General features: G+C 68.2%; 18 protein-coding genes. 10 read left to right on the top strand and 8 right to left on the bottom strand.

Annotation, left to right across the window (positions count from 1 at the left end; translation table 11 throughout):
- Positions 1-71 precede the first annotated feature (71 nt).
- Complete coding sequence (locus tag AHIS1636_RS17055; RefSeq protein WP_264797041.1) at positions 72-698, top strand: uracil-DNA glycosylase family protein; 627 nt, start codon at positions 72-74, stop codon at positions 696-698.
- A 25-nt stretch (positions 699-723) separates the two neighbouring features.
- On the opposite strand, the gene AHIS1636_RS17050 is transcribed toward AHIS1636_RS17055, so the two are convergent.
- Entirely contained in the window at positions 724-996 is a 273-nt protein-coding gene (locus tag AHIS1636_RS17050; protein WP_264797040.1) for a hypothetical protein, read from the bottom strand.
- A 190-nt stretch (positions 997-1,186) separates the two neighbouring features.
- Positions 1,187-1,573, bottom strand: a complete 387-nt coding sequence (locus AHIS1636_RS17045) for a winged helix-turn-helix transcriptional regulator (protein WP_264797039.1) — start codon at positions 1,571-1,573, stop codon at positions 1,187-1,189.
- Between the two features lie 91 nt (positions 1,574-1,664).
- Here AHIS1636_RS17045 and AHIS1636_RS17040 point away from each other — a divergent pair, with 91 nt between their 5' ends.
- From AHIS1636_RS17040 to AHIS1636_RS17030, 3 genes are all read left to right on the top strand, one after another.
- Positions 1,665-2,267: an NAD(P)-dependent oxidoreductase gene (locus AHIS1636_RS17040; protein WP_264797038.1), complete on the top strand. Its 603-nt coding sequence runs from the start codon at positions 1,665-1,667 to the stop codon at positions 2,265-2,267.
- A gap of 197 nt (positions 2,268-2,464) precedes the next feature.
- Positions 2,465-2,881: a ChaB family protein gene (locus AHIS1636_RS17035; protein ID WP_264797037.1), complete on the top strand. Its 417-nt coding sequence runs from the start codon at positions 2,465-2,467 to the stop codon at positions 2,879-2,881.
- 142 nt (positions 2,882-3,023) lie between these two features.
- On the top strand, positions 3,024-4,007 hold the full coding sequence (locus tag AHIS1636_RS17030; protein WP_264797036.1) for a S1C family serine protease: 984 nt from the start codon (positions 3,024-3,026) through the stop codon (positions 4,005-4,007).
- A gap of 6 nt (positions 4,008-4,013) precedes the next feature.
- Here the strand turns inward: AHIS1636_RS17030 and AHIS1636_RS17025 are convergent, their stop codons facing one another.
- Positions 4,014-4,799 (bottom strand): DUF2637 domain-containing protein, encoded by a 786-nt coding sequence (locus tag AHIS1636_RS17025; protein ID WP_264797035.1) that lies wholly within the window; start codon positions 4,797-4,799, stop codon positions 4,014-4,016.
- 201 nt (positions 4,800-5,000) lie between these two features.
- On the opposite strand from AHIS1636_RS17025, the gene AHIS1636_RS17020 reads away from it, so the two are divergent.
- The 3 genes from AHIS1636_RS17020 (at position 5,001) to AHIS1636_RS17010 (ending at position 8,570) form a co-directional block, all read left to right on the top strand.
- Positions 5,001-6,431, top strand: a complete 1,431-nt coding sequence (locus AHIS1636_RS17020; RefSeq protein WP_264797034.1) for a DUF5129 domain-containing protein — start codon at positions 5,001-5,003, stop codon at positions 6,429-6,431.
- A 188-nt stretch (positions 6,432-6,619) separates the two neighbouring features.
- The gene (locus tag AHIS1636_RS17015; protein WP_264797033.1) at positions 6,620-7,552 is read left to right on the top strand and encodes a cytochrome b/b6 domain-containing protein; all 933 of its coding nucleotides are present in this window, start codon (positions 6,620-6,622) and stop codon (positions 7,550-7,552) included.
- Positions 7,553-7,574: 22 nt separating this feature from the next.
- A complete protein-coding gene (locus AHIS1636_RS17010) occupies positions 7,575-8,570 on the top strand; it encodes an adenosine deaminase (RefSeq protein WP_264797032.1) in 996 nt (331 codons plus the stop codon).
- 80 nt (positions 8,571-8,650) lie between these two features.
- Here the strand turns inward: AHIS1636_RS17010 and AHIS1636_RS17005 are convergent, their stop codons facing one another.
- Together AHIS1636_RS17005 and AHIS1636_RS17000 are read right to left on the bottom strand one after the other, a co-directional pair.
- On the bottom strand, positions 8,651-8,854 hold the full coding sequence (locus AHIS1636_RS17005; RefSeq protein ID WP_264797031.1) for a cold-shock protein: 204 nt from the start codon (positions 8,852-8,854) through the stop codon (positions 8,651-8,653).
- Positions 8,855-8,970: 116 nt separating this feature from the next.
- The gene (locus AHIS1636_RS17000; RefSeq protein WP_264797030.1) at positions 8,971-10,014 is read right to left on the bottom strand and encodes an NAD(P)-dependent alcohol dehydrogenase; all 1,044 of its coding nucleotides are present in this window, start codon (positions 10,012-10,014) and stop codon (positions 8,971-8,973) included.
- 233 nt (positions 10,015-10,247) lie between these two features.
- Between AHIS1636_RS17000 and AHIS1636_RS16995 the strand changes: the two genes are divergently transcribed.
- On the top strand, positions 10,248-11,111 hold the full coding sequence (locus AHIS1636_RS16995; RefSeq protein WP_264797029.1) for a phosphatidylinositol-specific phospholipase C/glycerophosphodiester phosphodiesterase family protein: 864 nt from the start codon (positions 10,248-10,250) through the stop codon (positions 11,109-11,111).
- 103 nt (positions 11,112-11,214) lie between these two features.
- On the opposite strand, the gene AHIS1636_RS16990 is transcribed toward AHIS1636_RS16995, so the two are convergent.
- Positions 11,215-11,394, bottom strand: a complete 180-nt coding sequence (locus AHIS1636_RS16990) for a YegP family protein (protein WP_264797028.1) — start codon at positions 11,392-11,394, stop codon at positions 11,215-11,217.
- A 280-nt stretch (positions 11,395-11,674) separates the two neighbouring features.
- Here AHIS1636_RS16990 and AHIS1636_RS16985 point away from each other — a divergent pair, with 280 nt between their 5' ends.
- Together AHIS1636_RS16985 and AHIS1636_RS16980 are read left to right on the top strand one after the other, a co-directional pair.
- Entirely contained in the window at positions 11,675-12,868 is a 1,194-nt protein-coding gene (locus AHIS1636_RS16985) for an alcohol dehydrogenase catalytic domain-containing protein (RefSeq protein WP_264797027.1), read from the top strand.
- A 57-nt stretch (positions 12,869-12,925) separates the two neighbouring features.
- On the top strand, positions 12,926-13,699 hold the full coding sequence (locus tag AHIS1636_RS16980; protein WP_264797026.1) for an ArsR/SmtB family transcription factor: 774 nt from the start codon (positions 12,926-12,928) through the stop codon (positions 13,697-13,699).
- An 84-nt stretch (positions 13,700-13,783) separates the two neighbouring features.
- Here the strand turns inward: AHIS1636_RS16980 and AHIS1636_RS16975 are convergent, their stop codons facing one another.
- Together AHIS1636_RS16975 and AHIS1636_RS16970 are read right to left on the bottom strand one after the other, a co-directional pair.
- Positions 13,784-14,470, bottom strand: coding sequence for a uracil-DNA glycosylase (locus AHIS1636_RS16975; protein ID WP_264797025.1), 687 nt, complete (start codon positions 14,468-14,470; stop codon positions 13,784-13,786).
- 9 nt (positions 14,471-14,479) lie between these two features.
- Positions 14,480-15,931 (bottom strand): MFS transporter, encoded by a 1,452-nt coding sequence (locus AHIS1636_RS16970; protein ID WP_264797024.1) that lies wholly within the window; start codon positions 15,929-15,931, stop codon positions 14,480-14,482.
- Positions 15,932-15,958 lie beyond the last annotated feature (27 nt).

Genomic DNA, 15,958 nt, shown 5'->3' with positions numbered 1-15,958 from the left:
CCGCGCGTTAAAGAGCTTAGGGTGGAAGAAGAAGCGGCGGCTTGGATCCAGGGGGTTTGATGTCACGGCGTATGGCTGAAGAACAGTACCGGTCACAGCAATGGGAACGGCGGTTCGACGCCAACGTCGAAGCCGTCAACCTCCTCTGTGACGAACTGAGCCAAGGCCCCGGGGAACGGCCGGTCCCGTATGTCGACCCGATGCACGACACGGACGAGTGCCGCATCGTCAGCCTTTCGTCGAACCCGGGACCGGGCACCGAATCGGGCTTCATCTCCTGCGAGAACGACGACGACAGCGCCGCGCGCCTGGCGGCGGTGTACGAAGACGTCGGTCTCGACACCCGGTTCGTCATGCCCTGGAACGTCTACCCCTGGCACGTCCCCGACAAGCAGGACGGCAAGCTGACGAAGGCGCAGATTACCGAGGGCCTGCAGCCCTTCCGCCGCTTCCTCAAGACGGTCGAGCGGGCATCCGCCGTCGTCGCGCACGGCGTCGAAGCCCACAAGCTCGCCGGCATGCTGGACCGGACGGCGGACCGGCAGATCTTCGCCCGCGGCTTCAAGGTCTACCGCGTCCGGTCAACCGGCGGCCGGGCGTTCATCGGCAATCCTGAACAGCAGCAGGCGTGGCTGCTGGAGATGCGCGAAGCCTACTGGGACGCCATGGGCCGCGCGGGCATCCGGCCGGCCCGCTGATGCATGCCGGGTACCGCCGGCAGGATCAGGCGGCGCCTTTCAGCTTGGCCGGTTCCTCGTCGGCGGCGAGCAGGCGCCGGGCCTCGTTCAAGGCGGACTGCGAGTCCTTCTTGCCGAGCTGGGCAAGGGTCAGCAGGTTGGCGATGCGCTGCTCGCGGCGCATTCCGGAGACCTCGTCGGCGAATTCGATCATCGCGATGACCCGCGCGTGCGCACGGCGTCCGCGCGCTTCCGTGCTTGCATCGTCGGCGTCGATATCCCCCAAGATAGCGATCGCCTCGTGCAGACGTGCATTCATTTGTTGTGTTCCTCCAACACCCCATCGGTGGAAGCATTTGTGAGACAAATTGCTTTAATTGCTCCACCGAACCATATGCGAGTTCCATCACATTGGGAACACCTGGGCGCAAATTGAGCCGCAGATTACCGCTTGTTTGCTTTCATTGCCCGCGGTTTCCCGCGTATTACAGACCGCAGCCAGCGGCGACCTAGCCGACCTGCCCCTCGGGCTGGCCATCGTAGTCCTGGCGGGCCTGGAGGATCTTGCCGGCGTGCTCCTCGGACCAGATCCGGACGGCATCCAACGGGCCCAGCAGCGTCTCGCCCAGCGGCGTCAGTCGGTATTCGACCCGGGGCGGAACCTGCGCGTAGACGGTCCGGGCAACCAGTCCGTCCCGCTCCAGCGTGCGCAGCGTCTGCGTCAGCACCTTTGGAGTGACGCCTTGGATGGACGTCCGGATGGCGGAAAAGCGCCGAGGTCCATCCTTGAGCACCTGGAAGACCAGCGGCGTCCACTTGTCCCCAATCCGCTGCAGCACGACCCGCGACGGGCAGTCCGGCTCCATCACGTCGAACGGACGCTCCTCAGTATGCATAGGGTAACTGTATTACCTTGAGGTACTGGGTTTCCAATAGATACCATGAGCGCCAAGCCGGAAACGCCGGCGGGATGTCGAAAGGAACGCCATGAAGATCGCACTCTACGGAGCCTCGGGAATGGTCGGATCGGAAATCGCCGCGGAGGCCCTGCACCGCGGGCACGACGTCACGGCGGTTACCCGCAGTGGCTCCGCCATGGAAGGAGCGTCAGTGCGCGCCGCGGAGCTGGCCGATCTGGACACCTTCCACGAGTTGGCAGCCGCGCATGACGCCGTCGTCCTCTCTGTCTCGCCGGACCACACGGGCGGCCCGCACGAACCCCTCCTGGCCGCGCACCGCGCCATCGCCGCGAGCAACGTGCCCGCCCGTGTCTTCGTGGTCGGCGGAGCCGGGGCGCTTGAGGTCGACGGCGTGCAACTCAAGGACCAGCCCGGTTTCCCGGACGCCTACCTGGCAGAAGCCACGACCTTCGCCCAGGTCTTGGAGTCCTACAGGGAGGCCGCCGGACTGGACTGGACGATGCTGGCGCCGGCTCCCGTGATCGCGCCGGGCCAGCGCACGGGAGATTTCAAGCTGGGCCTGGACTCCCCGGTCGGAGACTCGATCTCCACGCAGGACTTCGCCGTCGCCGTCCTCGACGAACTTGAGGAGCCGAAGCACCGCAACCGGCGCTTCACCGTCGCCAACTGACCGCCGGGCGAACCACCCCCGCTCAGCGAGTGCGCCGCTGATGCCCTTTTCCGCCGCTGAAGGGCATCAGCGGCGCAGTCATTTCGGGAGCGGCGGCAGAGGCACGAGGTCCGGCCGCGGCCTTGGCGCCCGGCGGCAACTGTGCAACCGTGGAAGATGAACGTTCAAACCGCACAGTGTGAAAGGACGTGGTCCGCATGCCGAAGACGGACAAGGGCGGCAAGCCGAAGAAGAGCGAGCTGCCGAGCACGCTGAAGAAGTCCGGCAAGAAGGCCCAGGAGACGTTCGCCAAGGCCCACGATTCCGCCGCCAAAACCTACGGCGACGAGGGACGCGCGCACCCGGTCGGCTACAGCGCGCTGAAGCACACGCATGAGAAGGTCGGGGACCATTGGGAGCCCAAGGACCACCCCGGCCCCTCCGACCAGCAGGCCAGGGGCGGCAAGGACACCGCGCGTCCGACCAAGGGCGGTGTCGACGCGAACGCCTCCAAGGAGCACCTCTACGACCTGGCCAAGAAGCTCGACGTGCCCGGCCGGTCCAAAATGAACAAGTCCGAACTCGTGGACGCCGTCAAGAAGGCGAACGACCGCGAAACCCGCAAAAACCGCTGACCGGGCCGCCGCCGTCGTCCGTTCCTGCCCTAGCTGCCTGATGCTACAACGCCGCGGCGGTTCACTGAAGGCGTAGCGCCGGCGGGGATCAAACCCGCCCGATCTGCTGTTCCATGGAGAACAAGCAGTGCCGGAGGTACCCGTGAACGCGATCCCAGAACCACGGATTGAACCGTCCCGCGATGCCGTAGACCCGCTGGATTCATACTCCGAGTCGGTGGTCCGGATCGCGGAGACCGTGACGCCGCACGTCGCGGCCGTGCAGATGGAGGTACGACGCCGGGACAAGACTTTCCCGACCGGCGCGGGCTCCGCGGTGGTCTTCACGGAGGACGGCTATCTGCTCACCAACGCGCATGTCGTGGCGAATGCCGACGGCGGGCATGCGGCCTTCGCGGACGGAACCCGCACCGAGGTCGATGTGATCGGCGCGGATCCGCTGTCCGACCTGGCCGTGCTGCGCGGGCGGCTCACCGTGCCGCAGCCGGTCGAGCTGGGCGACGCGGCACGTTTGCGCGTCGGGCAGCTGGTGGTCGCGGTAGGCAATCCGCTGGGCCTGGCCGGCTCCGTTACAGCCGGCGTGGTCAGCGCGCTCGGCCGCTCCATTCCGGTTGCCGCCGGCCGGAACCGGCGCGTGATCGAGGACGTGATCCAGACCGACGCCGCGCTGAACCCGGGCAGCTCGGGCGGCGCGCTGGCCGACGTCGCCGGGCGGGTGGTGGGGATCAACACCGCCGTCGCCGGGATCGGGCTGGGCCTGGCCGTGCCGATCAACAGCACCACCCGGCGCATCATCTCCGCCCTCCTGGCCGACGGGCGTGTGCGGCGCGCCTACCTCGGACTGGTGAGCACTCCGGTGCCTTTGTCCACGCGGGACGGCCTGCGGACCGGCGAACGGCGGGGGCTGCGCGTGGTCGAAGTCCTGCCGGGCTCTCCTGCCGAACGGGCCGGGCTGCGGGCGGGCGATGTGGTGGTCCGGGCCGGCGGCCAGCCGCTGGCGAACGCGCAGAGCCTCCAGCGGCTGCTCTTCGCCGACGCGATCGGCGCCGAGTTCCCGCTGGCCGTGCTCCGCGACGGCGGCCTTCGCGAACTCATCGCCGTGCCGCAGGAGATGTCCGCCGGATAAGTGCCGTCAGGCCCGCGCGTCCTCCCGTACTGGTTCCTGCTCGAGCCCGGCCGGGGCCAGCGCCTGGACCGTCTCGTCGTAGAGGGGCGCGGGTCCGTCCGAAGGCAGGGGACGCCCGGCACCATCGCCGGCTCCGGCAGCAGGCCGGGCCTGGGGCCTGCGGGCCGGCGCGGGCGGCATGGCCGGCCCGAAGTCTTGGGGCATTTCATAGGCGGGCACTTCATGGGCCGCGTCCGCGCGGCGCGCCTCGTCCACCTCGGCGAGCTGCCAGTCCTCTTCATACTCATGCGCGTAGTAGCCGCTCGCCGCCAGCTCCGCCTCCGCGAGCGCCTGCTCCTCCGCGCGCAGCTGGGCCACCTCGGCCTGCTTCTGGTACATGTGCACGGTCAGGTGGGTGATCGCCAGCAGCACCACGGGAGGCATCGCCGCCACCAACGCGGACACCAGCGGCGGAATGTCCGTTGCCATCTTGTCCACCGTCAGGATGGCGTGCACCGAGTTCGCCGCCGTCGAAACGATCGCCCCGAAAAACAGCAGCGCCCACGGATAGATCATCGCCCGGCGGTCGTGCCCGTTCAGCGCGACGATGGCCACCGTCGCCGCCACGATCATGCCGTCCACAATGATCGGCCAGATCCACGCGAGCTGGGCGTCAATCCCCGAACGCTGGGCCAGGTCCGTCAGCGCCGCGAAGGAGAGCACGAAAGCGCCGACGGCGATGACCACCGTGGCACCAACGGCGGTCCACAGCACCGCCCTGTGAGGTTCGTTCGGAATCTTCCCGCTGCTCATCGAAGTCCATGCCTTGCTGTTGTCCGGCGGCGCTCCGGCCGCAGGCGGTGATTGCGCCCCCAAGAAGAATACCGAGCCATGGAACGTTTCCGCCCCGGCCGACCCCGGCCCGCAGTTCCCTGCGCAGACGCACTTAGCCGCTGCCCGCCGTCGTTCGTTTTGGGTAGGGTGCTGGAAGGGCGCGCAGCGAAACGGGGGAACATGAGGAGATTGCTCGGCATCTTGGTACTCGCTGTGGCGGCGCTGCTGGCGCCCGCGGCGACGGCGCTGGCGGACACGCCGACGGACGTCGTCGTCGAGGACAAGGCGGGCGTACTGGACCTCAGTACGCTCCGGCCCGCCATTGAAGGCACGGAGTTCTACGAACCGACCAAAGTCGCTATCTATACCTACCGCGGTTCGGCCTCGGACAACCTCAACGAGGAAGTCCTGCGCTTCGCACGCTCCGAGCATCCCGAGTGGATCAGCCAGGACGGGCAGAAGTGGGCAGACGGCCTCTACATCTTCGCGCTGGACCCGGAGGGGCGGCACGTCGGCACCTACTTCGGCGAGGACCGCAAGGTCTCCCCCGGGCAGCAGGCGGACATCCAGGACGCCACGAAGGACCTGTTCCGCCAGGCCCAGTGGACCGACGGAACCATCGCCGGAGTCCGGCGCGCCGCCGAACTGATCAACAGGCCGTGGTACCGCTCCGGCTGGTTCGTCGGCGGGAGCATCGCGGCCGGGGTCGTGGCACTTGGGGGCGCCGGCACCTGGATCGCAGTACGACGCCGGAACCGGGCGCGCGGACGCAGCGAACGTGAGCGCGGCGACCGAAGCTATGCCAACGTCACCATGGACCTCGAGGCGACGGAGGTCAACGCCCGCACCATCCCGCCGTCGTCCGAGTTCGGTTCGCTGGTCCTGGAGAAATACCGGGGGTTCATAACCCGGTACAACGACGTCAGCAAGCTCAACCAGCAGGTCCATTCCCTGGCCGACAAGGACTTTTCGTCCGGCAAGAACGTCACGCTGGCCGCCAAGTACGCCGACGCCGCCGCGGAGCTGGACACACTGGACGACGTCATCGCCGACTCCAACACCTTCCTGAACCTTGCATCCGGCTGGCCCAGGGCCTGGGACCGGCAGCTCTACCCGCTCCGCGAGGATCTGGACGGCCTGGACGAGATGCTCAAGGAGCCCAAACGTGCCGGAGAGTCCGCTACCGCCGCCGCGCTGCGATCCTTCCGCGACGCCACTCGGGACGACTTCCAGCGCTGGGCCGCGGAGCTCGAATCCGGAACCACGACGCCGGACACCGCCCTTCGCGGTCTTCGCACGCTCCGCGAGGAGTTCACCGACCTGCTCCGGCAGCACTCCAGGACGGTCATCGACGAATCCGCCAGGAACAAGAAGGAGGCGGACCTGATGCGGCATGACATGGACGAAGAATTCAGCCGGGGCGGCCGCAGCCGCTCGAGCATCCTGGACTCCGTCTACCCCGCCTCGCTCTTTTACTCGGTTGGTTCCTTCCACACCGGCTTCACCGCCGGGCAAAGCAGCATCGAGTCGGCCCGCGGCGGATCCAGCAGCACCGGCTACGGCAGCAGCGGGGGGAGCTTCTCCGGATCCGGAAGCTCATCGGGCTTCTGACCGACGCCCCTGCACAGACGCACTTAGCCGCTGCCCGCCGTCGGCGTGTTACGTCATCAAGGCGGCCGGCGCCGTCGTATTTCGCCACTCTTCGACTTCCTCGGCGGCGGAGTATTCTCGGTTCATACCCTTGACCGAGTAGACCTGCACGGACGCACCCGTCCTTACCAGAGAGACAATCTATCCCCATGTCCCCCTCCACGAAGACCAAGTCCGCCGCCTCCCGGAGCAAGTGGTCAAAACTGCTCTGGGTCATCCCCGCCATCCTGGTGGGGTTGTTCCTGGTGGTCCTTGCCGCCAAGGGACTGCGCGAACTGCCGGCCGTCCAGCAATTCGTCACCGACTACCCGGGCCACTCCGACCTTCCCGAGGGAGCCCCGGTGGGCTTCCCCGCCTGGCTGGCCTGGCAGCACTTCCTGAACACCCTGCTGATCCTGCTGATCATCCGCTCCGGCTGGCAGGTCCGCACCGTCACCCGGCCGCCAGGCTACTGGACGCGCAACAACCGCGGCTTCATCAAGACCAAGAATCCGCCGACCAAGATGAGCCTGCACCTCTGGTTCCACCTGAGCCTCGACGCGCTCTGGGTGCTCAACGGGCTCGTCTTCTACGTCCTGCTCTTCGCCACCGGCCAGTGGACGCGCGTGGTCCCCACGAGCTGGGACGTCTTCCCCAACGCTGCCTCCGCCGCCCTGCAGTACGCGTCGCTGGACTGGCCGCTGGAGAACGGCTGGGTCAACTACAACGCGCTGCAGCTGCTGACCTACTTCGCCACGATCTTCATCGCCGCTCCGCTTGCCATCATCACGGGACTGCGGATGTCCTCGGCGTGGCCGAAGCAGGCGGGGATCAACAAGGCCTATCCGATCGAGCTGGCCCGTGCGGTGCACCTGCCGGTGATGTTCTACTTTGTCGCCTTCATCATCGTCCACGTCACGCTGGTGCTCACGACCGGCGCCCTGCGCAACCTGAACCACATGTATGCGGCAAAGGACGACGACGGGTGGCTGGGCTTCTGGATCTTCGCGGCGTCCCTCGTGGTCATGGCAGGGGCCTGGATCGCCGCCCGGCCCATCCTCCTGCGGTCCGTCGCCGCCCTGACGGGCAAGCTCAGCCGCTGACACTCCGAACGGAAGGACACCCATGGCCGGCCCACCCTGCGCCGAACTGCACCTCCACATCGAGGGCACGCTAGAGCCCGAGCTGATCTTCGACCTCGCGGAACGCAATGGCATTTCGCTGCCCTACTCGGACCTCGACGAACTCCGGGCCCGGTACGAGTTCACGGACCTGCAGTCCTTCCTCGACCTGTACTACCGCAACATGGATGTGCTGCGGACCGAGGCGGACTTCGCGGACATGACCCGTGCGTACCTGCGGCGGGCCGCTGCCGCAGGGGTCAGGCATTCCGAAATCATGATGGACCCGCAGGCCCACTTGGCGCGCGGCGTCGCGTTGGAGACCTGCGTCAACGGGGTTGCCTCAGCCTTAGCGGACAGCGAGTCCGAGTTCGGCATCAGCACCGGACTGATCGCGGCGTTCCTCCGGGACCGTCCCGCCGAGGAAGCCCTGGAGGTCCTGGAACAGCTGCTCGATATGGAGGCGCCGATCATCGGCATCGGGCTGGATTCGGCCGAGGTCGGCCATCCGCCCAGCGGCTTCGTGGACCTGTACGAGCGTGCCCGGGCGGCAGGACTGCGCCGCATCGCGCATGCCGGCGAAGAGGGCCCTCCCGGGTACATCACCGAGGCCTTGGACCTGCTCGGCGCGGAACGGATCGACCACGGCATCCGCTGCATGGAGGATGACGCGCTGGTGCAGCGCCTCGCCGCAGAGCAGGTGCCGCTGACCGTCTGCCCGCTCTCGAATGTCCGGCTCCGCGCCGTGGACACCCTCAAGGACCACCCGCTGCCGGCCATGCTCGCCCGTGGCCTGAATGTCTGCGTGAACTCGGACGATCCGGCCTATTTCGGCGGCTACGTGGACGAGAACTTCGCCCAGCTGGGCCGGACCTTCACGTTCACCGCGGACGATCTCGCGCGGCTGGCGGTCAATTCCGTCCGGTCGGCGTTCATCGGCGCGGAGCGCCGTTCCGCCCTGCTGGCCGAAGTCGATTCCTGGCGCTCCGCCCAGGGGTAGGCCGCCGAAAACACAACGGCGGGGCTTGCGCAGGCTTTTCAGCCCGCCCAAGCCCCGCCGTTGGCTAGTCGCTTGTTTGCCTAGAGCGGGCGGATGTTCTCCGCCTGCGGGCCCTTCTGGCCCTGCACGACTTCGAATTCCACCTTCTGGTTTTCCTCGAGAGACCGGTATCCACTGGTCGCGATTGCGGAGAAGTGCGCGAACACGTCCGCCGACCCGTCGTCAGGCTGAATGAAGCCGAAGCCCTTTTCAGCGTTGAACCACTTGACGGTTCCTGTTGCCATTATTTTTTTCCTCTGCGTTTCTTCAACCGACGACAGCCAGGTCGGCTCCCCGGTCTTATCAACCTAGGGGCAGATGGCTGAACTGACAAGGGGCGGAGTGAAGGATGGCGTAATCATCAGAAACCGTGCGGGACGATGACCGCGCGTCCGGAGAGCTGGCCGGCCTCGAGCCGGCGGTAGGCCTCCAGCCCGTCGTCCAGGGAGAAGCGCTCGATCTCCGGCGTGATCTGGCCGGCCTTGTACATGTCGACGACCTCGTGCAGGTCTTCGATGGTGCCCCAGTACGTGTTGGTGAGCTGCGACTCGTAGGGCGTGGTGAAGAAGCTCCACTCGTAGCTGCCGCCGGCGATACCGACGATGGTGAGCTTGGACTGCCTGGCCATCACGGCTGCCGCGGTCTTGATGGTGGGGGCGACGCCGACGAAGTCGAAGGCGGCGTCGACCCCGCGGCCGCCCGTCAGTTCGCGGATCCGCTCCGCCTGGCCGTCGCCCCCGGGCACCGTGATGGCCCCGGCCGCTTCCGCCGTGCGCATAGCCTCCTCTTTCGTGTCGGTGGCGATGACCGTGGCGCCGGTGAGCGCCTTCAGGATCTGCACCGCGATCTGGCCGAGGCCGCCGAGCCCGATCACCAAGGCGTACTTGCCGCCGCCGTTGAGGTGCGGCAGCGCCTGCTTGATGGCGTGGTACGGGGTCAGCCCGGCGTCGGCAAGCGGGGCGGCGGCAATCGGGTCGGCGTCCCCGAGCGGCACCAGGTTCCGGACCGGCACGGTAACGTACTCGGCCATCCCGCCGTCGCGTCCCAGACCGACGCCGAGGTAGGGCATGCTGGCGGCGTTCTCGCAGTAGGTGTCCTGGCCCCGCGAGCAGGCCTTGCAGCGGCCGCAACCGATCGGCCCGTAAACCAGGCAGGCGTCGCCGGGCCTGACGCCGGTCACTCCGTCGCCGAGTTCCTCGACCCAGCCGGAGTTTTCGTGGCCCAGGGTAAACGACGGCGGGACGGCTCCCCGGGTGTCCTTTTCGAAGTTGTAGATGGCCACATCCGAGTGGCAGGCGCCGGCGCCGGCCACCTTGAGCAGGACCTCACCCGGCCCGGGCGTGGGCACCTCGACGTCCTTGAGTATGGGGAACTTCTGCCAGTCTTCGAACACGATCGCGCGCATGAATGCCTCTTCCGTTCCGGGGTCTTTCGGCTGATGCACTTCCGACGGTATTAGCCCGCCGGCGTGCATGTCAGCCTCCGGAGCACATCCGCTCCGGCACCGGCCGTCGAGCGTGGGGCGGCGTCCCGCCGTTCACTTCGGCGCTACCGCCCGTCAGGCTGCTCGTCAACCTCCAGAAACGGTTGTCCGACACAGTGATCCCTGCATTCCGCCCCTTCAACAAAGGACTTCCCGTGTTCAAGCACACCGCAGCGGCCCTCCTGGCCACCGCAGCCGCCTTCTCCGGCACCGCCCTGCCCGCCACCGCCGCCCCGCAGGAGGAAACTGCAACCGCGCCCGCCGTCGTCCTCGGCACACCGCAGGACCAGGCGCACGCACACAACGACTACGAGCATGACCGCCCGCTTCTCGACGCGCTCGAGCATGGTTTCACCTCGGTGGAGGCGGACGTCTGGCTGGTGGACGGCGAGCTGCTGGTGGCGCACGACCGCGAGGACGTCGAAGCCGGCGTGACGCTGGAAAGCCTTTACCTGGATCCGCTGACGGAGCTGGTCAAAGGCAACGGCCGCAGCGTCTACCCGGGCTGGGACGGCGAGTTCCAGCTGCTGATCGATATCAAGAGCGAGGGCGAGGCAACATACGCCGCCATCGAGGAGGAACTGGCCGAACACCGCCAGATCCTCACCCGCTACACCCACGGAGAGACCAAGACCGGCCCCGTCGCGGCCGTGATCAGCGGTAACCGGCCGCTGGAGACCATGCAGTCCGCGCAGCAGCGCTTTGGTTTCTACGACGGCCGTGCCTCCGACCTGGACTCGGGCGTATCCGCGGACCTGATGCCGTTGGTCAGCAATAACTGGACGCAGCTGTTCACCTGGCAGGGCGTCGGCCCGATGCCGGAGGCCGAGCGCACACGGCTCCAGGAGTACGTCGCCACCGCCCACGAGCAGGGCTTCCGGGTCCGCTTCTGGGCCACGCCGGACCAGGCGGGAGCGGCCCGCGACGCTGTCTGGACCGAGCTCTACGACGCCGGCGTCGACCACATCAACACGGACGACCTCGCCGGGCTGGAAGAATTCCTCGCCGCACGCGGCTGACCTGGGGATCCGGACCGGGAAATAGACGACGGCGGGAAAGGAAGGCCTTTTGGCCCGCCTTTCCCGCCGCCGTCGTTGCCTGCACCCCCCGTGCAGCCCTTGCTCAGCCGACCGGTACGGACTTGTCCGCAATCCGGGCGGTCGCCGCGACTTCGCGCGCATCGCGGATGGCCGCGACCACGCTGGCCTTCTCCTCAAACCCCTCGGAGACGGCGATGACGCGGTCCTTCTCCATCATCCGGAACCGGTACTTCTTGTTGGCATCCCGGTAGATTTCGAACATGTGCATTCCCCCTGATCTTTGTGTTGATCCCCCCGCGGCCCCCTTTTGTGCGGCCGGCGTACGGCAGGCTTGTGCGGCCAGGGCGCCATTGCCATGGCCGTAACACAAGGGTAGGGCCAATCATGGTTACTCCCGAGTACGGTTCTGTAATGTTTGTCACATCCGGTAAAACGCTGAATTCCTGCTGGTAAAACCCTCTGAATGACGGCGGAAGGCTTGTCACTCCGTCTCCCGCGCGCTGCGCCGCCTACGATCAAAAGGACGGGGAGGAGGTGCAGGAGTGGCGGATGGGCAGGCGGGCGCCGGGCCCGATAACGCGTCCCACAACGACGGCAGGCCGGATGACGCCGCGACGAACCGCAGCAGCCATGACGGCTCCGCGGGCAACGGCGGCGGGCAGCGCGGCGCGCGGGATCCGGGCCGGGACAACCTTGCGCTGGCCCGTGTCTCGCCGGACCCCGGGGGCGTCGGTTTGGTTGATCATCCGGTGCGGCTGCCGGGGCCGGAGGAAGTGGAGTTCCGGGTCGCGCTGTGCGGGCTGTGCGGTTCGGACGTGGTGGTTTACGACGCCGATCCCCACTTCGGGTGGGTGCGCCCGGGGACTGTACTGGGCCACGAATCGGTGGGCACGGTGGGCCGCGTCGGCCTGCTGGTTCCGGAGGAAATAGCCCCGGGGATGCGCGCGGTGCCCGTTTCGAAGGTCCGCTGCGGCCGGTGCAGCGAGTGCGCCGCGGGGCGGGTGGAGCAATGCCGGCGTCCCGCCACCCTGGGCCTGGGCCGGCACGGAACGGCGTGCGGCAGGACCATCATTCCCTGGCACTGCCTGGTCCCGGTGCCGGACGGGCTGCCGGACACGACGGCGGTACTCGTCGAACCGACGTCTGTCGCCTGGCGCGCGGTGGTCGAAGTGGCGCAGGTCAGGGCCGGCGAGCGCGTCGCCGTTTCGACCACCCGGGCGATCGGCCTGCTGGCGGCCCTGATCGCGAAGGCCCGCGGCGCCGACGTCACCATGGTCGGCCGCTCGGGCCCGGAATACGAGGCCAAGCGGGAGCTCGCGGTCCGGCTGGGACTGCGGAGCACCACGGCCCCGGATCCCGGCCTGTTCGACACTTGGGTGGAGGCCTCCGGCTCCGGCAAGCAGCTGGCCACCGCCATGGCATCGGTCCGCTCCGGCGGCAAGCTGGTGCTGGTTGCGATGTACGCGAGCGGCACCCGGCAGCCCGTGAACGCCCGGGCCCGCAAAGATGTAGACATCCTGACCAGCTACTCGTCGGTCCGCGCCGATTTCGAGGAGGCCGTCGGCTTCCTGCTCACCGTGCCCCAGGTCGGGGAGCAGCTCATCACGCTCTTCCCCATGGACCGTGCGGTGGAGGCACTGCGCCTGACGGCCCGCGCCGCGGCCACCGAGGACGGGCGGCCGCTCATCAAGGCCGTCCTGCAGCCCGGTGCATGGAATCGGGACAGCGGCGCCTAGTACTTGCGGCAGCCTTAACCCTCGACATGTGACCATATGGTCACCTATCATGGAGGCGTGGACGAGGTGTTCAAGGCGCTGGCCGATCCCACCCGCCGGGAGTTGCTCGACGAGCTCTTCCGCCGGGACGGGCAAAGCCTGAGCGCGCTTGGTGAACGCTTCGAGATGTCCCGCTTCGGAGTGATGAAGCACCTGAAGCTGCTGGAGGAAGCAGGCCTGGTGGTGACCCGGCGCCGCGGCCGCGAGAAGCTGCACTTCCTCAATCCGGTGCCCATCCGGCTCATTCACGACCGGTGGGTCAGCAAGTACGCCGAGCCATGGGCCGCTGGCCTCAGCGACCTCAAAGCCACATTGGAGAGTCCCGTGGAGAACACCGCACAGATCGCGAAGATCTTCGAAATCTACATCCGCACCAGCCCGGAACGCCTGTGGGAAGCCATCACCGACAGCGAGACCCGGAGCAAGTACATGTTCGGCAACCGGATCGAGACAGACTGGCAGCCCGGCTCTACCTTCCGGATGACGAACCCGCGTGCCGACGGCCCGCTGGGCGAGGGCGAGATCCTCGAGGTGGATCCGCCCCGCCGCCTGGTGCAGACCATGCGCGCCCTCTGGGGCGAGGATGTCAAGGCCGAGGGAACGTCCCGCGTCACGTGGGAGATCGAGCAGGTCGAGGACTCCTGCCGGCTCACTGTCACCCATGACCAGCTGCGCCCGGGTGCCAACGAGCAGCTCTACGGCGGCTGGCCCATGATCCTCTCCGGCCTGAAGACGTGGCTGGAAACCGGCGAGACCCTGACCACGCCGGGCTCGATCATGTATACCCGCTGAGCAGAGCCGGAAGGGTACTGGCTCCCGGGTCGGCCCGGGCCCGGACTACGACGGCGGAACCTGGCGTTCGCCGTCGTCCTGGCTTTAGACGGTGGAGCGGGTTTGCGGCCGGGCAGCGGGTTCATCGATGCCGGCGGCGAGCAGCTCGCGCAGGCCCTCGCGGAATTTGACCTTGCCGCCGTGGGCCGGATGCCGGACCTTCGGGGCGCTGTGGCCCCCGGCGAGGACGCTGCGGTGGCCGATGTTGCCGACGGCGACGACGTTTCCGATCCCGAAGATCCGGGCCAGTTCCTGCCACAGCGGCAGCCCGGCCCTGATCTCGGCGGCCGAGGGCGTTCGGTTGGAGAGCGGCCGGCCCGGCTGGTGCGGGTGCAGCGGATAGGCGCTCCAGAGCAGCGGCAGGAATCCGAGCTCCGCGAGCACGTCCCACATCACCGTCGCGGTCGGTTCGGCGGCCACGATGCCGGCGTCGGGCGGCAGGACGAAGCCCCTGCCCGGGCCGAACAGGCCGAACGGGTCCGCCCGGCCCTCGATGATGGCCGGGTTGCTGAAGGGGACGCCGGTCATGCGCATGCCGCGGTAGCCGGGCGCCTCCCCGACCAGCAGGACCGAGGGCCGGCGCTCCAGCATCTCAAGCAGGTACAGCTCGAGGTTCCGGCGCCGCAGGGCATTGCCGGCGTCGCTGTAGTCGAAGAAATTGGTGCTGGCGGGACCGGCTTCCGTGCGGGCCAGCAGTTCGACGAACGCCCGGACCGGCTTTTTCGCTGACATGCCTTGACGTTATCGCTTTCCGCCCCGCAGCTCCCGGGGATCGGCGTCCGGGCCGGTGGCGGACGGTCCGGAAGCAGGAGGGTTGCGGATCCCCAAGGCCGAGACGAGTCCTCCCGCGAAGGCCAGGAGCGCCACGACCACCAGCATCCGGCGGAACCCGTCGGCGTCGAGCGCTCCGCCGAGGATCACGCCGGCGAACGCCACGGCGATCAGCCCGGCGATGCGGGAGACGGCGTTATTGATGGCGGAACCGATCCCGCTCTCCCCCGGCCCCACGGCGGCGAGGATGCCGGCGGTCAGCGGCGCGACGGTGATGGCGAGACCCAGTCCGCACACCAGCAGGCCGGGCAGCACTTCGGCCGGGAAATCCAGCGGCGTGCCCGCCGCCGTCATCAGTAGGTAGCCGGCGCCGAGCACCATCGGGCCGGCCGCCATGAAGAGCCGCGGGCCGTACTTTCCGGCCAGGCCGCCAAAGGTGCCGGAGAGCAGCAGCATCAGCACGGCGACGGGAATCGTGGCCAAGCCTGCCTGCGTCGCCGAGAATCCTCCGACCTGCTGCAGGAACAGCACGATCATCAGCATGCCCAGCGACAGCGCGGCGTAGATGAACGCGGTCGCGATGTTCCCCACCCCGAAGTTGCGGACCCTGAACAGCCGCAGCGGCATCATTGGATGGGCCGTGCGGCCTTCCCACCACAGGAAGGCGGCGAAGGACGCGAGCCCCAGGGCCAGCGAGCCGGCTATGACAGGATGGGCCCAGCCGAACCGCTGCTGCTCGATCAACGCGAAGACCACCCCGGCCAGGCCGAAGGCGGCCAGCACGGCGCCGACCAGGTCCACCGGCGGACGGCTCCGGACGGAGGGCCCGGCCTTGAGGCGCCCGAGGATCAGGAGCGTGACGGCGATCGGAAGCACGTTGATAGCGAAGATCCAGCGCCAGCTGGACAGGTCGACCAGGAGCCCGCCGAGCAGCGGGCCGGCGACGGCCGAGGTTCCGGTCCACCCGGTCCAGATCCCGATGGCGCGCGCCTGGGCCGCTCCCCGGTAGGACGACATGATGAGCGCCAGCGAGCTGGGCACCAGCAGGGCGCCGCCGGCTCCCTGCACCGCGCGCGACGCGACCAGCACCGCCCCGGTCGGCGCCAGCGCGCAGGCCAGCGACGCCGCCCCGAACAGGACCAGGCCCAGCCGAAGGATCCGGACGCGGCCGAAGCCGTCGGACAGGGACCCCGCGATCAGGATCAGGGCGCCGAGGGTCAGGAGGTAGGCATCGACGACCCACTGCTGCAGGGCCAGGCCGCCGCCCAGATCCTCGCCGATCGCAGGCAGCGCGACGTTCACGATCGCCCCGTCCAGGAAGGCGATGAACGAGGCCAAAATCGCCACCCAGAGCACCGGCCGGAGCGCCGGATCGAGCCGGTCGGCTGCAGCCGGCCGGTGATTCCCGCGGACCCGTTTCATCAGTGCCTCCTCCTGCCTCCCCGTGCC

Origin of the sequence: Arthrobacter mangrovi (assembly GCF_026011795.1) — a bacterium.
GTDB classification, from domain to species: domain Bacteria; phylum Actinomycetota; class Actinomycetes; order Actinomycetales; family Micrococcaceae; genus Crystallibacter; species Crystallibacter mangrovi.
The sequence above is the reverse complement of the archived record's forward strand: the minus strand, read 5'-3'. Positions and strand labels throughout refer to the sequence as shown.